This window comes from Flavobacterium sp. GW823-FHT04A11 (genome assembly GCF_058796535.1).
In genome coordinates, this window is the sequence record NZ_CM179503.1 from 1348068 (window position 1) to 1363640 (window position 15573).

Consider the following 15573-nt stretch of genomic DNA (forward strand, 5'->3'; position numbering starts at 1 on the left):
AGGGCTTTAATAGTGATTCTTTAAAGTTTAATTCCGTTTTGTGAATTTTATGAATCTTAATTCTAAATTGAGTCGTAAAATCGTGAACATAAATTAATTATATTGCAATAAAAACATCTAACTGTATTATGAAAAAATTCCTCAAACTTCTTCTATTTGTTTTAGTTCTTGCATTTCTGTATTTCGGATTTACAACTTATCCGAAACTGGATTTAATATCCGGCTTTTCAGCCAAAAGCATTGCTTCGGGACATTTTATTGATCATCGTTCGAAAGAGTTAATTGAAAAAACCGACAATGATATTAAGATGATTGATTTGGCGACAAATTCAATTAATGATGCGGGAAAATTTGCCACTTCTGCAGTATATGGTTTAAAAGAAAGAAAAGCAATTTATAGAGAAGGTTTGGGAGCTATTTTAATTAATGATGATTTTGATATTTCAAAGCCATACCTGCTTCCGAAGAGAACCAAATTAGCAAATAATCTTCCTTTCCCCTACGGGAATAATGAGCCAAAAGATACCCTTTTTGCAAATGTTGATTATTCAAAATTGAAGAAAGCTGTTGATAATGCTTTCGACAAAACAGATGCAAAATCAAAAAGAACACGAGCTGTTGTCGTTTTGTATAAAGACAAATTAATTGCCGAAAAATACGATACAGGATTCAATAAAGACAGTAAAATTTTAGGCTGGTCAATGACAAAAAGTATCACAAGTTCGGCTTTTGGAGTTTTAGCCAAACAAGGAAAAATTGATATTTATAAACCGGCACCAATTGCAGAATGGCAAAAGGATGAACGTAAAAACATTACCATAAACGATTTGCTGCACATGAATTCTGGTTTAGAATGGGAAGAGAATTACAGTACAATTTGTGATGCTACAAAAATGCTTTTTCAGGCCGAAGACATGGGAAAAGTACAAATGGATAAACCGGCTCAGTTTAAACCAAACACGCATTGGAATTATTCATCTGGAACAAGCAATTTATTATCCCGAATTTTAAGAAGTCAGTTTAAAACACAACAAGAATATCTTGATTTTTGGTACAGCGCCGTAATCGACAAAATTGGAATGAATTCTATGATTGTCGAACAGGATATGTCGGGAACTTTTGTGGGTTCTTCATACGGCTGGGCAACACCGCGTGACTGGTCAAAATTTGGATTATTATATCTAAGAAAAGGGAACTGGAACGGCGAACAAATTCTGGACGAAAGCTGGGTAAAATATACAGCAACTCCAACAAATACTTCGGAAGGGAAATACGGAGCCCAATTTTGGCTAAATGCCGGAGGAAAATTTCCTGATGTTCCTCGTGATATGTTTTATTGCAGCGGATATCAAGGGCAAATGGTAGCGATTATTCCGTCTTTGGATATGGTAATTTTGAGAATGGGAGTGAGAGAAGGTGATAAAAGTTTTGACTTTAATGGGTTTTTGAAAGAGGTTATTTCTTCAATAAAAAAATAAAATTTTACCGCAAAGGCGCCAAGTAAAAAGCGCAAAGTTCGCAAAGCTTATAATAACCTTTGCGAACTTTGCGAAACCTTTGCGTCTTTGCGGTAAAACTAAAACTACAAATCAAATCCTAAATTCACGCCTAATTTCATGGCAATGATTTTGGTAATTCTTTGTTTTAATTCCGGTATTTTGATGCTTTCAATTACGGCATTTGAGAATGCGTACATCAATAAAGCTTTGGCTTCTTTTTTAGGAATACCACGAGATTGCATGTAGAACATTGCTGTTTCATCAAGCTGTCCAACCGTGCAACCGTGAGAGCATTTTACGTCATCAGCAAAAATTTCTAATTGTGGTTTTGCGTTGATAGTCGCTTTATCACTCAATAAAATGTTATTGCTTTTTTGGAAAGCGTTTGTTTTTTGAGCTTCTTTTTCTACCAAAACTTTTCCGTTGAAAACCCCTGTCGAACGATCAGAGAAAATTCCTTTATAATCCTGGAAACTTTCGCAATTTGGCGTTGCGTGGTTTACCAAAGTATAATGGTCAACGTGTTGTTTGTCGTTTAAGATCGAAATTCCGTTAAGCGTACTTGTCAATCTTTCACCAAAGTGATAAAAGTTTAAGTTGTTACGTGTAAGGTTTCCTCCAAATGAAAACGTATGAACTGCAGCGTGACTTTCCTGTTGTTGAGAAACATAAGTATTATCAACTAAGTTCGCTTCGCTGTTGTCATTTTGAATTTTGTAATAATCAACAATCGCACGTTTTTGAGCAAAAATCTCTGTAACCGAATTGGTTAAAACCGGATTTTCATTCAAACTTTGGTGACGCTCAATGATCTGAACATGTGAATTTTCACCCACAATAACCAAATTTCTCGGCTGAACCATTAATGCAGCTTCGTTTCCTGTTGAGAAATACATGATTTCAATAGGTTTATCAGCTACTTTCTTTTTCGGAATATTGATAAAAGCGCCTTCACTTGCAAAAGCAGTATTCAACGAAGTTAAACTTTCGTCTTTGCTTGCAATTTGATTGAAGTAGGTATCAATAACCATTTTATATTTTGGTTTGGTCAATGCCGAAGACATCAAGCAAACGTCGATTCCGTCGTGCGTAGTAGAAGATAAATGCGAACTAAAAACACCATCAATAAACACTAATTTATAAGTGTCGATTTCGTGTAAAAAGTATTTTTTTACATGATTAAATTCGATTGCATTTTCCTGCTTAGGAAAAACCGTAAAGTCATTTTTTAAGATGGCGTTTAGCGATGTATATTTCCAAGCTTCTTCTTTTTTGGTTGGGAAACCTTTATTTTCGAAGTTTTTTAAGGCATTTGTGCGAATGTTATGTAGATCTGAATGTACATCGACACGCTCTTCAAAAGCCATAAAAGACGATACTAATTTTTCTTTTAAATCCATTTTCGTAGTTATAAGTTATGAGTTATAAGTTATGAGTTTTTGCAAACTGTAAACTGTAACTGTAAACTAGTTTTCTGCTTTAATCCAGTCGTATCCTTTTTCTTCTAATTCGTAAGCCAATTCTTTTCCGCCTGATTTTACGATTTTTCCGTTGTAAAGTACGTGAACGAAATCAGGAACGATATAATCTAACAAACGTTGGTAGTGCGTGATAACGATAATAGCGTTTTTCTCGCTTTTTAATTTGTTAACTCCGTTAGCAACAATTCTTAAAGCATCGATGTCAAGACCAGAATCGGTTTCGTCAAGGATGGCTAATTTTGGTTCTAACATGGCCATTTGAAAGATTTCGTTTCTTTTTTTCTCTCCTCCCGAAAAACCTTCGTTTAAAGAACGGGATAAAAATTTACGATCGATTTCTAATAATTCAGATTTCTCACGAATTACTTTTAGCATTTCGTTAGCCGGCATTTCTTCCTGACCGTTTGCTTTACGAGTTTCATTAATTGCAGTTTTCATGAAATTTGTAACACTTACTCCAGGAATTTCTACAGGATATTGAAAAGAAAGGAAAACTCCTTTGTGTGCTCTTTCTTCTGGGGCTAAATCAGCAAGATCTTCTCCGTCTAGGAAAACTTCTCCGTCAGTAACTTCATAGTTTTCGTTTCCGGCAATTACAGCCGAAAGTGTACTTTTTCCAGAACCGTTTGGTCCCATGATAGCGTGTACTTCGCCAGCTTTAACTTCTATATTAATTCCTTTTAGGATTTCTTTATCACCAATTGAGGCGTGAAGGTTTTTTATTGATAACATTGTTTTTTTTATTTTATATAAATGTCAATTCTATTTTTGTTGTTTGGTTTAGGATGTTGGCATTAAAATGCGCGTGTCCTAAATATTCCATGCCTAAATAATCGGCAGTTTTTTTGAACGGAATGTAAAAACTTTCTTCAATTTCATTATCGTGTGAATTTGATATCACGCCAATTTTCTTTCCTCTGAGTTTTCGTCCGGTTTCTTTTTCAATTCGGATTAAATCCGAAAAACGATCAAAGAAAACCTTCATTATTCCACTCATGTTATACCAATATACTGGCGTTGCAAAAATTAAAGTATCGTACTCTTCAAGTATTCTTCTTATTAAAGGCAAAAAATCGTCTTCTATATTTTTGCTTTCGTAATCATAATGAGAAATATTATAATCACTTAAATCAATTACATCTATTCCGGATTCTTTAGAAATTTCATCCACAATTCGGGTTGTATTTCCGTTTTTTCTGGCTGAACCTAAAATGATTACTTTCTTACCTTCCATTTGTAATTAACCTACAGATCCTTCTAAAGAAATCTCTAATAATTTTTGAGCTTCAACAGCAAATTCCATTGGCAATTTGTTCAAAACATCTTTACTGAAACCGTTTACAATTAAGGCAATTGCTTTTTCAGTTGGGATACCTCTTTGGTTGCAATAAAAAACCTGATCTTCTCCAATTTTACTTGTAGTTGCTTCGTGTTCTATTTTTGCCGATGGATTTTTACTTTCGATATAAGGGAAAGTATGCGCTCCGCAATTGTTTCCCATTAAAAGAGAATCACATTGCGAAAAGTTTCTTGCATTCTCAGCTCTTGGGCTAATTTGCACTAATCCACGGTAACTATTTTGTGATTTACCAGCCGAAATACCTTTAGAAATAATAGTCGATTTAGTGTTTTTACCTAAATGGATCATTTTAGTTCCAGTGTCAGCTTGCTGGTGATTATTGGTAACGGCAATTGAATAAAATTCTCCTACCGAATTATCTCCTTTAAGTACACAAGAAGGATATTTCCAGGTTACAGCAGAACCAGTTTCAACTTGTGTCCAAGAAATTTTAGCGTTTGTTTCGCATAAACCTCTTTTAGTTACGAAGTTGTAAACTCCACCTTTTCCTTCTTTGTTTCCAGGGAACCAGTTTTGAACAGTAGAATATTTAATTTCAGCATCATCCAAAGCAATTAGTTCCACTACAGCAGCGTGCAATTGATTTTCGTCACGACTTGGAGCCGTACAACCTTCAAGGTATGAAACATAACTTCCTTCGTCAGCAATTACCAAAGTTCTTTCGAATTGTCCGGTTCCTGCCTGATTGATTCTGAAATAAGTTGAAAGTTCCATTGGACAGCGAACACCTTTTGGAATATAACAGAAACTTCCGTCAGAGAAAACCGCTGAGTTTAATGCTGCATAGAAGTTGTCTTTTTGAGGTACAACTGTTCCTAAATATTTACGAACTAATTCTGGATGTTCTTTTATAGCTTCTGAAATTGGACAGAAAATAATTCCTTTTTCTCCTAATGTTTTTTTGAAAGTAGTAGCTACAGAAACAGAATCGACAACAATATCCATCGCGACATTGTTCATCATTTTTTGTTCGTCGACAGAGATTCCTAACTTTTTGTACATCTCTAAAAGTTCCGGATCTACATCGTCCAGAGTTTTACTTGGATCGACTTGTTTTGGAGCTGAGTAATAAGAGATTGCCTGGAAATCCGGTTTTTCGTAATGAACATTTGCCCATTCCGGTTCGATCATTTCTTTCCATGCACGAAAAGCCTCGATGCGCCAGTCGGTCATCCATTGAGGTTCTTCTTTTTTAAGAGAAATTGCTCTTACAATATCTTCATTTAAACCAATAGGGAAAGTCTCGGACTCAATATTGGTATAAAATCCGTATTCGTATTCTTTGGTTTCGAGTTCGATTTTTAAATCGTCTTCAGTATATTTTGACATTTTTTAGTTTTTTAAAACGATTTAAAATTATTTCTAAAGCGTTTAAATTTTGCTTTTAATTTATAGTGAAAAAGATTCACCACAACCACAAGTTCTGCTTGCATTTGGATTATTGAATACAAAACCTTTTCCATTTAATCCGCCAGAGAATTCCAGAATTGTTCCGGCTAAATACAGGAATGATTTTTTTTCAACTGCAATTGTTATGTCGTTGTCTACAAATATTTTATCGTCGTCGCCTTTGGTTTTGTCAAATTTTAAATCATATGACAAACCAGAGCATCCACCGCTTTTCACACCTACACGTACGTAGTCATGAGCGGCATCAAAACCATCATCATTCATTAAGTCGATGATTTTCTTTTTGGCTGTATCAGAAACTTTTATCATTTTTATGGTATTTGTTTTTCTTCATTTTAATGTACAGCTAAACAGTAATGAATTTATTACAATTAAAGTGCTGTATGTCAATGTTGAAATGAAATTATCTGCAAAGATACGACTTAAAAACCTTTTTCCATAACGCTTCACATTATTATAACAAATGTTAAAATAGATAATAGTTATTTTTATAAATCAAAGTTGCCTCTGATCCGCTTTTAAATCTAAAAAACTGGAAGATATACTAATAATTATATGTAAATAAGGTCTGTTTTTATGATGAAATAGCAAAGCTTCACTTTTTTAAATGAAAATTTTTAGTGTAGGGAAATTTGATTTCCTAGCTTTGTTTACTTATTCGAAATTTATACTCATGAAACTTTATCCTATAGAATCCGGAAATTTTAAATTAGACGGAGGCGCCATGTTTGGTGTTGTTCCTAAAACAATCTGGAATAAAACCAATCCGGCAGATAACAATAATTTGATTGATATTGCAGCGCGCTGTTTGCTTATAGAAGATGGAAACCGATTGATTTTGATCGACACCGGAATGGGAAATAAACAATCAGAAAAGTTTTTTGGATATTACTCGCTTTGGGGATCACATTCTATAGATACCTCTTTGGCGAAATATGGTTTTCACCGAGATGATATTACGGATGTTTTTATGACGCATCTTCATTTTGATCATTGCGGAGGAAGTGTTCAGTGGAATGCAGATAAAACCGGATATGAACCGGCGTTTAAAAATGCTAAATACTGGACCAACGAAAATCATTGGGAATGGGCAACAAAACCAAATCCGCGTGAAAAAGCTTCTTTCCTATCCGAGAATATTTTACCCATGCAGGAAAGCGGACAACTGAACTTTATAAAACGTCCTGAAAGTGATTTTGGCTTTTCTGCTGAATTGAATTTTGGAATTTATTATGTTGATGGTCATACCGAAAAACAGATGATTCCGCATATTCAATATAATGATAAAATAATCATTTTTTGTGCCGATTTATTGGCTACAGCCGGTCATATTCCGCTTCCTTATGTAATGGGTTACGATACAAGACCTTTATTGACAATGCCTGAAAAAGCAAAATTTTTAAATGCAGCGGCAGATCATAACCATTATTTGTTTCTGGAACATGATGCACATAATCAGATTATAACGGTTGAACATACTGAAAAAGGTGTTCGATTGAAAGAAGTATTTACTTGTGAAGATATTTTGTAGAGAATTTTAAAACATAAAAAAATCCCATTCGCCGCAGCGAATGGGATTTTTTAGTCAAAGCAATTAGTTGTTATTTCACAATAACTTTTTTAGCCGAAGCCGCATCCTGATTGATCAAATAAATGTAATAAACACCTTTTGGTAATCCGGATAAATTGATTGTATTATTGGTATTATTTGAATCTAAAGAAAACGTTTTTACCAATTGCCCTAATTCATTATAAACATTAGCTTTTTCTAAAATGATATTGTCAATGTTTACTTCTCCATTCGTTGGATTTGGATAAATCGTAGCTTTTGCAAAAACAGCATCATCAAGACCTAAATTACAATTTGCAGCATAAGAAGCTGAGGCATCTTTTAGATTTGACCAATTCGTGTTAGAATTGGCAACGTCATCAACAATAATACAAGTTAAATTTGGGTTATTTCTGAAGTCAGAATATAAAAGATCAAATTTTGCATTATTGCCATTTTTTAAATTTAAATAAGTTAATTGATTATTTTGACATGCAACCTCAAATATTTTTGGATTTTTCGATATATCAATACTTGTAAGTTCATTAAATAAACAATCAAAATAAGTTAATTCAGGATTGTTTGAAATGTCTATGGTTTTTACTTTGTTGTAATGAAACATCAATTGACTAATTACCAAATTATTAGAAACGTCTAGACTAGTAATTTGATTACTTTGACATATTAAATAAACTAAAAGCGGATTTTTGGATACATTTAAGCTGGTCAATAAATTATTTCCACATCTTAAGTCAACTAATGTTATGTTTTTATCAATATTTAAGTTAGTTAACTTATTAGAACCACAAATTAAACTTTTTAAAACAGTATTATGAGAAACATCTAAAGCTGTTATCTGATTAGTTGCCAAATTTAAACTAGTCAGTTTTGTGTTATTTGAAACATTTAGACTGGTTAATTGATTTTTCTGACAGTCCAGTGATTCCAGTTCTGTATTTGATGTTATATCTAAACTGGTTAATTTGTTTTCACTGGCATATAAACTAACTAATTTTGTATTTTGAGAAAGATCTAAATTTACAATTTGATTTTTAGCAATATCTAAAGAATTTAATTCTGTAAATGCTTCAATTCCTGTTAAATTAGTAATTGAACTATTTCTAACTGACAAATCTGTTTCAGAAGAAATGTCTGAAGTCAGCACTTTTCCATCCGGAATGCCGGAATCAAGCCCAAGGGAAATTAATTTATTCTCAAAATTTACATCTGGAATCAATGTATATTGCGCTGTACTTTCATTAGGATCAACAACAAAAACATCATCAATTAAAACCTCAAAAGTAGCACTGTCAAAGTTAAAAGTAGAAATTGACAACTCATACGAAAGATCTGAATCAGGTGTAAAAGTTGTTTCTTTTTGAGTCCAATTATTGTTTGATGCAAATGCACTGCTTGAGATGCTGGCAGAACTTCCATTTTGTGATATTTTTAATGAAATAGGATGATCACCACCGTAATTATTACTAAGATATTTATACTTATATTTTATGGTATAAGTTACGCCTGCTTTTAAGGGAACCAAGGCTATAATTTTAGGTGCTAAGCCCGTATTTGTTAATTTCGCGCTAAATTGCCCTTCAGCAAAATCAGTACTTTGAGTAACAGAATTCGAAACTGTCCAATTTTGCAATGTATTGCCAGTCCAGTTTTCAAATCCTCCATTTGGGACTAAATTAGTTTGTGCATAAAAAGAAAAATTTGCTAACAATAGCAATAAAAGTAGTTTTGTTTTCATAGATAAAATTTAGATTTAACAATTGCAAGTATACAAATTTGAAATGATGTTTTATTACGGAAATGCGTATTAAAATATTTAATTACACGTAAAATTGTTTTGGAGGTATTATTAGAAAATTCAATTCATATTTGTAAAAAAAAGCTTTCTTTTAAATCTAAAAACAGCTTAAATTATCGTATTTAAATCATAACACAGTGTTAATCGTTAGTTTTATGTAACAAAAAATCATAATTTAGGCGCTTATTTTAACTTTTATTATAAAATAGATACATGAGTCATATAAAACCTCTTAATTTATCTGCTTTTGCATTACTTGTTTTAGCAGGTTGCAGCGCTACCTTACAAGCGCAAACTTCAATTCCTAAACAAGCCATTGTTGCACCATTAGCTGTTGTTAAAAAAGCACCCGTAACCGAAAATGAATTAAAAAGATGGAGTCACCTTGATTTAATCAAAGATTCTATTCCGGGAATGAGTGTTGATAAGGCTTACGCCGAATTACTTCAGGGAAAAACAGGTAAAAAAGTAATAGTAGGTATTGTTGATTCTGGTGTAGATATTGAGCATGAAGATTTGAAAGGAATGATCTGGACAAATCCTAAAGAAATTGCAGGTAACGGAATCGATGATGATAAAAACGGTTTTATTGATGATGTTCACGGATGGAATTTTCTTGGGAATGCTGTAGCAGAAAACCTTGAAATGACCCGTATCGTTAAAAAGAAAGACGACGGTTCTGCAGAATATAAAAATGCATTAGCTCAGTATACAGAGAAATATGAAAAAGCATTAAAAGACAAGGAACAAGTTGATTTTTTATTAGACGTTCATAATACGATTAAAAAAGAATTAAATAAAACGACTTACAAAGTTGAAGATTTAGCAGCCATTACTTCTACAGATCCAAAAGTATCTAGAAGTAAAATGATTATGACTCAGATTTTTACAAATGCCGGGCCAACATTTGATCCTGAAGCTGATTTTGAAGAGTATAAAGAGCAAGTTTACGATCAGTTAAGTTATAACTTAAACAAAGAATTTGACGGAAGAAAAGTCGTAGGAGATAATCCTGAAGACATTAAAAACAATCATTATGGTAATAATATTGTTTTTGGTCCGGATAAAGAAAAAGCACTTCACGGAACTCACGTTGCCGGAATTATTGCGCAGGTTCGCGGTAATAATTTAGGCGGAGACGGAGTTGCCAGTAATGTTGAAATTTTAACAGTAAGAGCAGTTCCGGATGGAGATGAATATGATAAAGATATCGCTTTGGCAATCCGTTATGCAGTTGATAACGGAGCAAAAGTAATCAACGGAAGTTTCGGAAAAAGTTTTTCTCCACATAAAGAATGGGTTTATGATGCCATAAAATATGCTGCTAAAAAAGATGTTTTAATTGTTCATGCAGCAGGAAATGACGGTTATAATATCGATGAAACAAAAAACATCAATTATCCAAATGATGCTGCAGATAACATCAAAGAATTTGCGGATAACGTCATTACAATTGGAGCAATTAACAAATCATACGGACCAAATGTAGTAGCAGGATTTTCAAATTTCGGAAAAATAAACGTGGACGTTTTTGCTCCGGGAGAAGAAATCTATGCAACAGTTCCAAATAATAAATACAAATTTTTGCAGGGAACTTCAATGGCGTCGCCAAACGCAGCCGGAGTTGCCGCTCTAATCCGTTCTTATTATCCAAAATTAACAGCATCTCAGGTAAAACATATTTTAATGGATTCAGGAGTAGCACTTCCTGCAAAGGTAGTTTTGGGCGAAAATCCGGATAGAGATAAAGAACCTGTAGCAGTTTCTTCAGCTGAATCATCAAAAACAGCGAAAATGGTAAACGCTTATAATGCCTTATTGATGGCTGAAAAAATGTCAAAAAAATAAAAAATATACAATACTAATCCAATGGAAGAGTGTAAACTCTTCCATTTTTTATTATAAATATTATGCACAAAATTATTCTACTTTCTTTTTTGAGTTTTGGTTTAAACTCAGCTTTTGCCCAAAACGCTCCATATTGGCAACAACACGCCGATTATAAAATGGAGGTTTCTATGGATGTAAAAAACTATCAATACAAAGGAAAACAAGAATTGGTTTATACCAATAATTCATCAGATACCTTAAAGAAAGTTTTTTATCATTTGTTTCCAAATGCATTTCAGCCAGGCAGCGAAATGGATGCGCGTCTGCATTCGATCAAAGATCCTGACGGAAGAATGGTCAACAAAACAAAAGGTGCCGATGGAAAGGATATTAAGCAAAGCCGAATTGAAACGTTAAAACCAAACGAGATTGGATTTTTAAAAATCACAAATTTCAAACAAGATGGTGTAACAGCCCAAACAAGAACCTCAGGAACTATATTAGAAGTAACTTTAGCAAAACCAATTTTACCAAATTCTAAAACAACTTTCACCTTAGATTTTGACGGACAGGTTCCGGTTCAAGTTCGTCGTTCAGGACGTAATAATAGCGAAGGTGTCGAATTATCAATGTCACAATGGTATCCTAAATTGGCAGAATTTGATTTTGAAGGGTGGCACGCAGATCCTTACATCGCCAGAGAATTTCATGGTGTTTGGGGAAATTTTGATGTAAAAATTACAATAGACAAAGAATACACAATTGGAGGTTCAGGATATTTACAGGATAAAAATGAAATTGGTCACGGTTACGAAGATGGTGGTGTAACAGTTACTTATCCTAAAAAAGCAAAAACATTAACATGGCATTTTATCGCGCCAAATGTTCATGATTTTACCTGGGCTGCAGACAAGGAATATACACATGATATTGTAAAAGGACCAAACGATGTTGATTTGCATTTCTTCTACAAAAACAATCCAAAAACTACTGCAAACTGGAAACAGTTAGAACCTTTAATGGTGAAAGTAATGGATTATTACAATCATAAAGTTGGTGCTTATCCATATAAACAATACTCTTTTATTCAGGGTGGAGATGGTGGAATGGAGTACGCAATGTGTACTTTAATGTTAGGAAACGGAACTCTGGAAGGAATTCTGGGAACTGCAACACACGAATTAGGACATTCATGGTTTCAGCATATTTTGGCTTCAAACGAATCAAAACATCCCTGGATGGATGAAGGTTTTACAACTTACATCGAAGACAGTGCTTTGAATGAATTAAAAGGAGATAAAAAAGAAGCAAATCCGTTTAAAGGAAATTACAATGCTTATTATAGTTTGGTAAATTCCGGAAAAGAGCAGCCACAAACTACACACGGAGATCGTTACGACGAAAACAGACCTTACAGTATTTCATCTTATGTAAAAGGAAGTATCTTTTTGTCTCAATTAGTTTACGTTATCGGACAAGAAAATTTAGATGCAACTTTAAAAAGATATTTCAACGATTTTAAATTCAAACATCCAACTCCAAACGATATTAAAAGATCTGCAGAAAGAGTTTCAGGAGCTGAATTGGACTGGTATTTAATTGATTGGGCAGAAACTGCAAACACAATTGATTACGGAATTAAGGATGTAGCTGATAATGCAGGAAAAACAACCGTTACTTTAGAAAGAATCGGAAGAATGCCAATGCCAATTGATTTAACTGTTGAATATACAGACGGAACTTCTGAAAGTTTCTACATTCCGTTAAGAATGATGAATTTTATCAAGCCAAATCCAAACCCGAATGTAAAAAGAACCGTTTTGGAAGACTGGGCCTGGGCAATGTCAAACTACAGTTTTACAATTGATAAAAGCAAAACAGCAATCAAAAAAATCACTATCGATCCAAGCGGATTAATGGCTGATGTGAAAGCTGCAAATAATGTTTATGAAGTGAAATAAAAAAAAATAAACTTCAGTAAAAAAGCCCTTAAAATTATTTTAAGGGCTTTTTCTTTTTCAAATTTATCTAAAATATTTAGACTGTTTTTATTTCTGTTAGAATGTCGGAATGCGTTTTCTTAAAAGGAAACCATTGCCTGTAAGAGGCACATCTCCAAAGATATTCAATAGGGCCGTAATTGTATTTTGACAACCACCATTTGCTTATAAACAATTGAATAATAAAAACAAAAACTGCCAGTGAAAAGTAAAACCAATAAGGCATCGGATCGGATATTCCCAAACCAATGCCGGAGAAAATAAAAGCAACTAAAAGGCTTTGGCTGATATAATTGGTCAAAGTCATTTTACCGCCGTAACTAAAATATTCGAAAATCGTTTTGAGTTTTCCGTTAGTGTACAATAAAATAATTCCGGTTGCGATAAAAGTCATTGAGCTTATAATAAGCCAGAAATACGGATGGAAGAATTTAAGAAATCCAGCTTTGTATTCAATAGCAAAATAAAAACCAACACCGATTATAACTGCAATAACCAGGCTAATTATAAGTACATATTTTAAAAGTTTTTTCATTTCGTTTAAACGATTAAAAAAATCTATTTTTTGAAGGAAAACGCCAAAAAGCATACAAGCCAGCATTACAAGATGAGCCGTAATGGCATAACCCGGAGAAATAATTTGTTGGTAAAAAGAAGCCAATAAATTAAATTTAAAAAAGTCCAGCCAGTTTCCTGAATAATATAATTTTAAATATTCAGGATTTGAGATAATGTCTATTCTTTCAAAATTAAAGCTCTTAATGAAAGCCATAACAAAAGGAATACTCAGAATAAGAACAGCGGAAATAATGGCTAATGTTTTTGGAGAACTTTTATAAAAAAGCAATAATACAAGTCCTAAAAAAGCATAATCTTTTAAAATGTCCCCAAACCAAAAAGCAGAATGAATAAAAGCCAGAACAAAAAGTAATAGCATTCGCCAGCTAAAAAAAGTAATAGGGTTTTTGCCTTTTGCTGCAACATTATTAATTAAAATGGCAAAACCATAACCAAATAAGATGGTCAGTAAAGTCCAGGATTTTCCCGAGAAAAAATACCGATCAAAAGTAGATAGTATTTCAGTTAAAAAACTAGTAGTTTCATTTGGCACAGCGAGGTGCGGAAGACCGGAATAATTTCCAATTACAACCCCTAATATGGCCCAGCCACGGAGAATGTCGACAATAGCATTTCTTTTGCCTTGTTCGACAGGATGATAAGAATTTGTCATTTGATTAACTTTTTTGTTGTGATTTGATTGATGATTTTAGATAAATTTGAAATTATTCTAACAGAACCAAATTTAATCAAATTATGTATTGAGCCGTTTATTGTCAAACATATTTCATAAAAAAGGCGTGTTATTCTAAAAATATTTTAGAATAACACGCTTTAAATTAATCGGAGATTTTAGATTATCCCAAATGTTCTAGCATATCTTTTGTCATTGATTCCAGATCAAAAGTATGTTGCCAGTTCCAGTCTTTTCTTGCTTCGGCATCATCAATACTTGCCGGCCAGCTATCCGCAATTTTCTGACGGAAATCAGGTTCGTAAGTAATTGTAAATTCAGGAATATGTTTTTTAATTTCAGCAGCAATTTCTGTTGGAGTAAAACTCATAGCTGCTAAATTGTATGAAGAATGTATTTTGATTTTTTCCTCAGGCGCCTGCATAATAGAGATAGTTGCATTAATCGCATCATCCATATACATCATTGGCATTTTTGTTTCAGATGATAAAAAGCACTCGTATTTTTTATCGGCAATAGCCTTATAGAAAATATCAACAGCATAATCTGTAGTTCCGCCGCCCGGAGGTGTAGACCAGCTTATTAAGCCCGGATAACGGATGCTTCGAACATCAACACCATAAATATTATGATAATATTCGCACCATCTTTCACCGGCTTGTTTACTAATTCCGTAAACTGTAGAAGGTTCCATAACAGTATATTGCGACGTATTTTCTTTAGGAGTTGTAGGTCCAAAAACAGCAATACTTGATGGCCAGAAAATCTTTTTTATTTTTTTGGCTTTAGCCAGATTTAAAACATGAAAAAGGGAATTCATATTTAAATCCCAGGCAAAAGCAGGATTTTTTTCGGCTGTAGCTGATAAAAGTGCCGCCATCAAATAAATATCCGTAATTTGATGTACTTCAACAAGATGCTCAATTTGATTAAAATCTAAAGCATTAACCACTTCAAAAGGGCCTGAATTAACAACATCAGTATTTAGTTTTCGAATATCAGAAGCAATTACATTTTCTGTTCCGTAAATTTTGCGCAATTTTTGGGTGAGTTCTGTCCCAATCTGACCGCAAGCCCCAATGATTAATATTTTTGGATTCATTTGTGTTGTTTTTTAGATGCACAAATATAACGTTTTCGCAAATAATTTTACTTTTCAGAATAACAAATTATAAATTTAACAACAATTAAGATGCTTTTTTGGATTATTCTCCGTTCAACTTTTTGTTGTTTTACCGCAATGCACGCAAAGTTTTTTTAATATACCGGGTTTAGTAAAAACGCAAAGTTCGCAAAGCTTTGTGTTGAAACAGCTTTGTGAACTTTGTGTTTTTATGCGTAATACAAAATTAAATCTTAGCGTACTTTGTGGTTAA

12 protein-coding genes are annotated in these 15573 nt (G+C 33.3%); 4 read left to right on the top strand and 8 right to left on the bottom strand.

The window, feature by feature from the left end; all coding sequences use genetic code 11:
- Nucleotides 1-128: 128 nt before the first annotated feature.
- Nucleotides 129-1478 (top strand): serine hydrolase domain-containing protein, encoded by a 1350-nt coding sequence (locus tag AC3QL1_RS05930; RefSeq protein WP_492495950.1) that lies wholly within the window; start codon nucleotides 129-131, stop codon nucleotides 1476-1478.
- A gap of 104 nt (nucleotides 1479-1582) precedes the next feature.
- On the opposite strand, the gene sufD is transcribed toward AC3QL1_RS05930, so the two are convergent.
- From sufD to AC3QL1_RS05955, 5 genes are all read right to left on the bottom strand, one after another.
- Complete coding sequence (gene sufD / locus AC3QL1_RS05935; protein ID WP_492495952.1) at nucleotides 1583-2899, bottom strand: Fe-S cluster assembly protein SufD; 1317 nt, start codon at nucleotides 2897-2899, stop codon at nucleotides 1583-1585.
- Nucleotides 2900-2965: 66 nt separating this feature from the next.
- Nucleotides 2966-3712 (bottom strand): Fe-S cluster assembly ATPase SufC, encoded by a 747-nt coding sequence (gene sufC / locus AC3QL1_RS05940; RefSeq protein WP_166921563.1) that lies wholly within the window; start codon nucleotides 3710-3712, stop codon nucleotides 2966-2968.
- A gap of 13 nt (nucleotides 3713-3725) precedes the next feature.
- Nucleotides 3726-4214 carry a flavodoxin family protein gene (locus tag AC3QL1_RS05945; protein ID WP_492495955.1) on the bottom strand — a complete coding sequence of 163 codons (489 nt, stop codon included), beginning with the start codon at nucleotides 4212-4214 and terminating at the stop codon, nucleotides 3726-3728.
- A gap of 6 nt (nucleotides 4215-4220) precedes the next feature.
- Nucleotides 4221-5669: a Fe-S cluster assembly protein SufB gene (gene sufB, locus AC3QL1_RS05950; protein ID WP_492495957.1), complete on the bottom strand. Its 1449-nt coding sequence runs from the start codon at nucleotides 5667-5669 to the stop codon at nucleotides 4221-4223.
- A gap of 60 nt (nucleotides 5670-5729) precedes the next feature.
- A complete protein-coding gene (locus AC3QL1_RS05955; protein ID WP_264535833.1) occupies nucleotides 5730-6059 on the bottom strand; it encodes a HesB/IscA family protein in 330 nt (109 codons plus the stop codon).
- A 364-nt stretch (nucleotides 6060-6423) separates the two neighbouring features.
- On the opposite strand from AC3QL1_RS05955, the gene AC3QL1_RS05960 reads away from it, so the two are divergent.
- On the top strand, nucleotides 6424-7281 hold the full coding sequence (locus AC3QL1_RS05960) for an MBL fold metallo-hydrolase (RefSeq protein WP_492495959.1): 858 nt from the start codon (nucleotides 6424-6426) through the stop codon (nucleotides 7279-7281).
- A gap of 70 nt (nucleotides 7282-7351) precedes the next feature.
- Here the strand turns inward: AC3QL1_RS05960 and AC3QL1_RS05965 are convergent, their stop codons facing one another.
- A complete protein-coding gene (locus AC3QL1_RS05965) occupies nucleotides 7352-9055 on the bottom strand; it encodes a T9SS type A sorting domain-containing protein (RefSeq protein WP_492495961.1) in 1704 nt (567 codons plus the stop codon).
- A 273-nt stretch (nucleotides 9056-9328) separates the two neighbouring features.
- On the opposite strand from AC3QL1_RS05965, the gene AC3QL1_RS05970 reads away from it, so the two are divergent.
- Nucleotides 9329-10963: a S8 family peptidase gene (locus tag AC3QL1_RS05970; protein ID WP_492495963.1), complete on the top strand. Its 1635-nt coding sequence runs from the start codon at nucleotides 9329-9331 to the stop codon at nucleotides 10961-10963.
- 62 nt (nucleotides 10964-11025) lie between these two features.
- On the top strand, nucleotides 11026-12906 hold the full coding sequence (locus tag AC3QL1_RS05975) for a M1 family metallopeptidase (RefSeq protein ID WP_492495965.1): 1881 nt from the start codon (nucleotides 11026-11028) through the stop codon (nucleotides 12904-12906).
- Between the two features lie 76 nt (nucleotides 12907-12982).
- Here AC3QL1_RS05975 and AC3QL1_RS05980 read toward each other — a convergent pair whose 3' ends face one another.
- Together AC3QL1_RS05980 and AC3QL1_RS05985 are read right to left on the bottom strand one after the other, a co-directional pair.
- Nucleotides 12983-14176: a DUF418 domain-containing protein gene (locus AC3QL1_RS05980; RefSeq protein WP_492495967.1), complete on the bottom strand. Its 1194-nt coding sequence runs from the start codon at nucleotides 14174-14176 to the stop codon at nucleotides 12983-12985.
- 184 nt (nucleotides 14177-14360) lie between these two features.
- Nucleotides 14361-15299, bottom strand: a complete 939-nt coding sequence (locus AC3QL1_RS05985) for an L-threonine 3-dehydrogenase (protein ID WP_492495969.1) — start codon at nucleotides 15297-15299, stop codon at nucleotides 14361-14363.
- Nucleotides 15300-15573 lie beyond the last annotated feature (274 nt).

Bases quoted from the DNA above. Each gene is read 5' to 3' on its own strand.
- AC3QL1_RS05930 (WP_492495950.1), top strand. From the start codon at position 129: ATGAAAAAATTCCTCAAACTTCTTCTATTTGTTTTAGTTCTTGCATTT.
- sufD (WP_492495952.1), bottom strand. From the start codon at position 2,899: ATGGATTTAAAAGAAAAATTAGTATCGTCTTTTATGGCTTTTGAAGAG.
- sufC (WP_166921563.1), bottom strand. From the start codon at position 3,712: ATGTTATCAATAAAAAACCTTCACGCCTCAATTGGTGATAAAGAAATC.
- AC3QL1_RS05945 (WP_492495955.1), bottom strand. From the start codon at position 4,214: ATGGAAGGTAAGAAAGTAATCATTTTAGGTTCAGCCAGAAAAAACGGA.
- sufB (WP_492495957.1), bottom strand. From the start codon at position 5,669: ATGTCAAAATATACTGAAGACGATTTAAAAATCGAACTCGAAACCAAA.
- AC3QL1_RS05955 (WP_264535833.1), bottom strand. From the start codon at position 6,059: ATGATAAAAGTTTCTGATACAGCCAAAAAGAAAATCATCGACTTAATG.
- AC3QL1_RS05960 (WP_492495959.1), top strand. From the start codon at position 6,424: ATGAAACTTTATCCTATAGAATCCGGAAATTTTAAATTAGACGGAGGC.
- AC3QL1_RS05965 (WP_492495961.1), bottom strand. From the start codon at position 9,055: ATGAAAACAAAACTACTTTTATTGCTATTGTTAGCAAATTTTTCTTTT.
- AC3QL1_RS05970 (WP_492495963.1), top strand. From the start codon at position 9,329: ATGAGTCATATAAAACCTCTTAATTTATCTGCTTTTGCATTACTTGTT.
- AC3QL1_RS05975 (WP_492495965.1), top strand. From the start codon at position 11,026: ATGCACAAAATTATTCTACTTTCTTTTTTGAGTTTTGGTTTAAACTCA.
- AC3QL1_RS05980 (WP_492495967.1), bottom strand. From the start codon at position 14,176: ATGACAAATTCTTATCATCCTGTCGAACAAGGCAAAAGAAATGCTATT.
- AC3QL1_RS05985 (WP_492495969.1), bottom strand. From the start codon at position 15,299: ATGAATCCAAAAATATTAATCATTGGGGCTTGCGGTCAGATTGGGACA.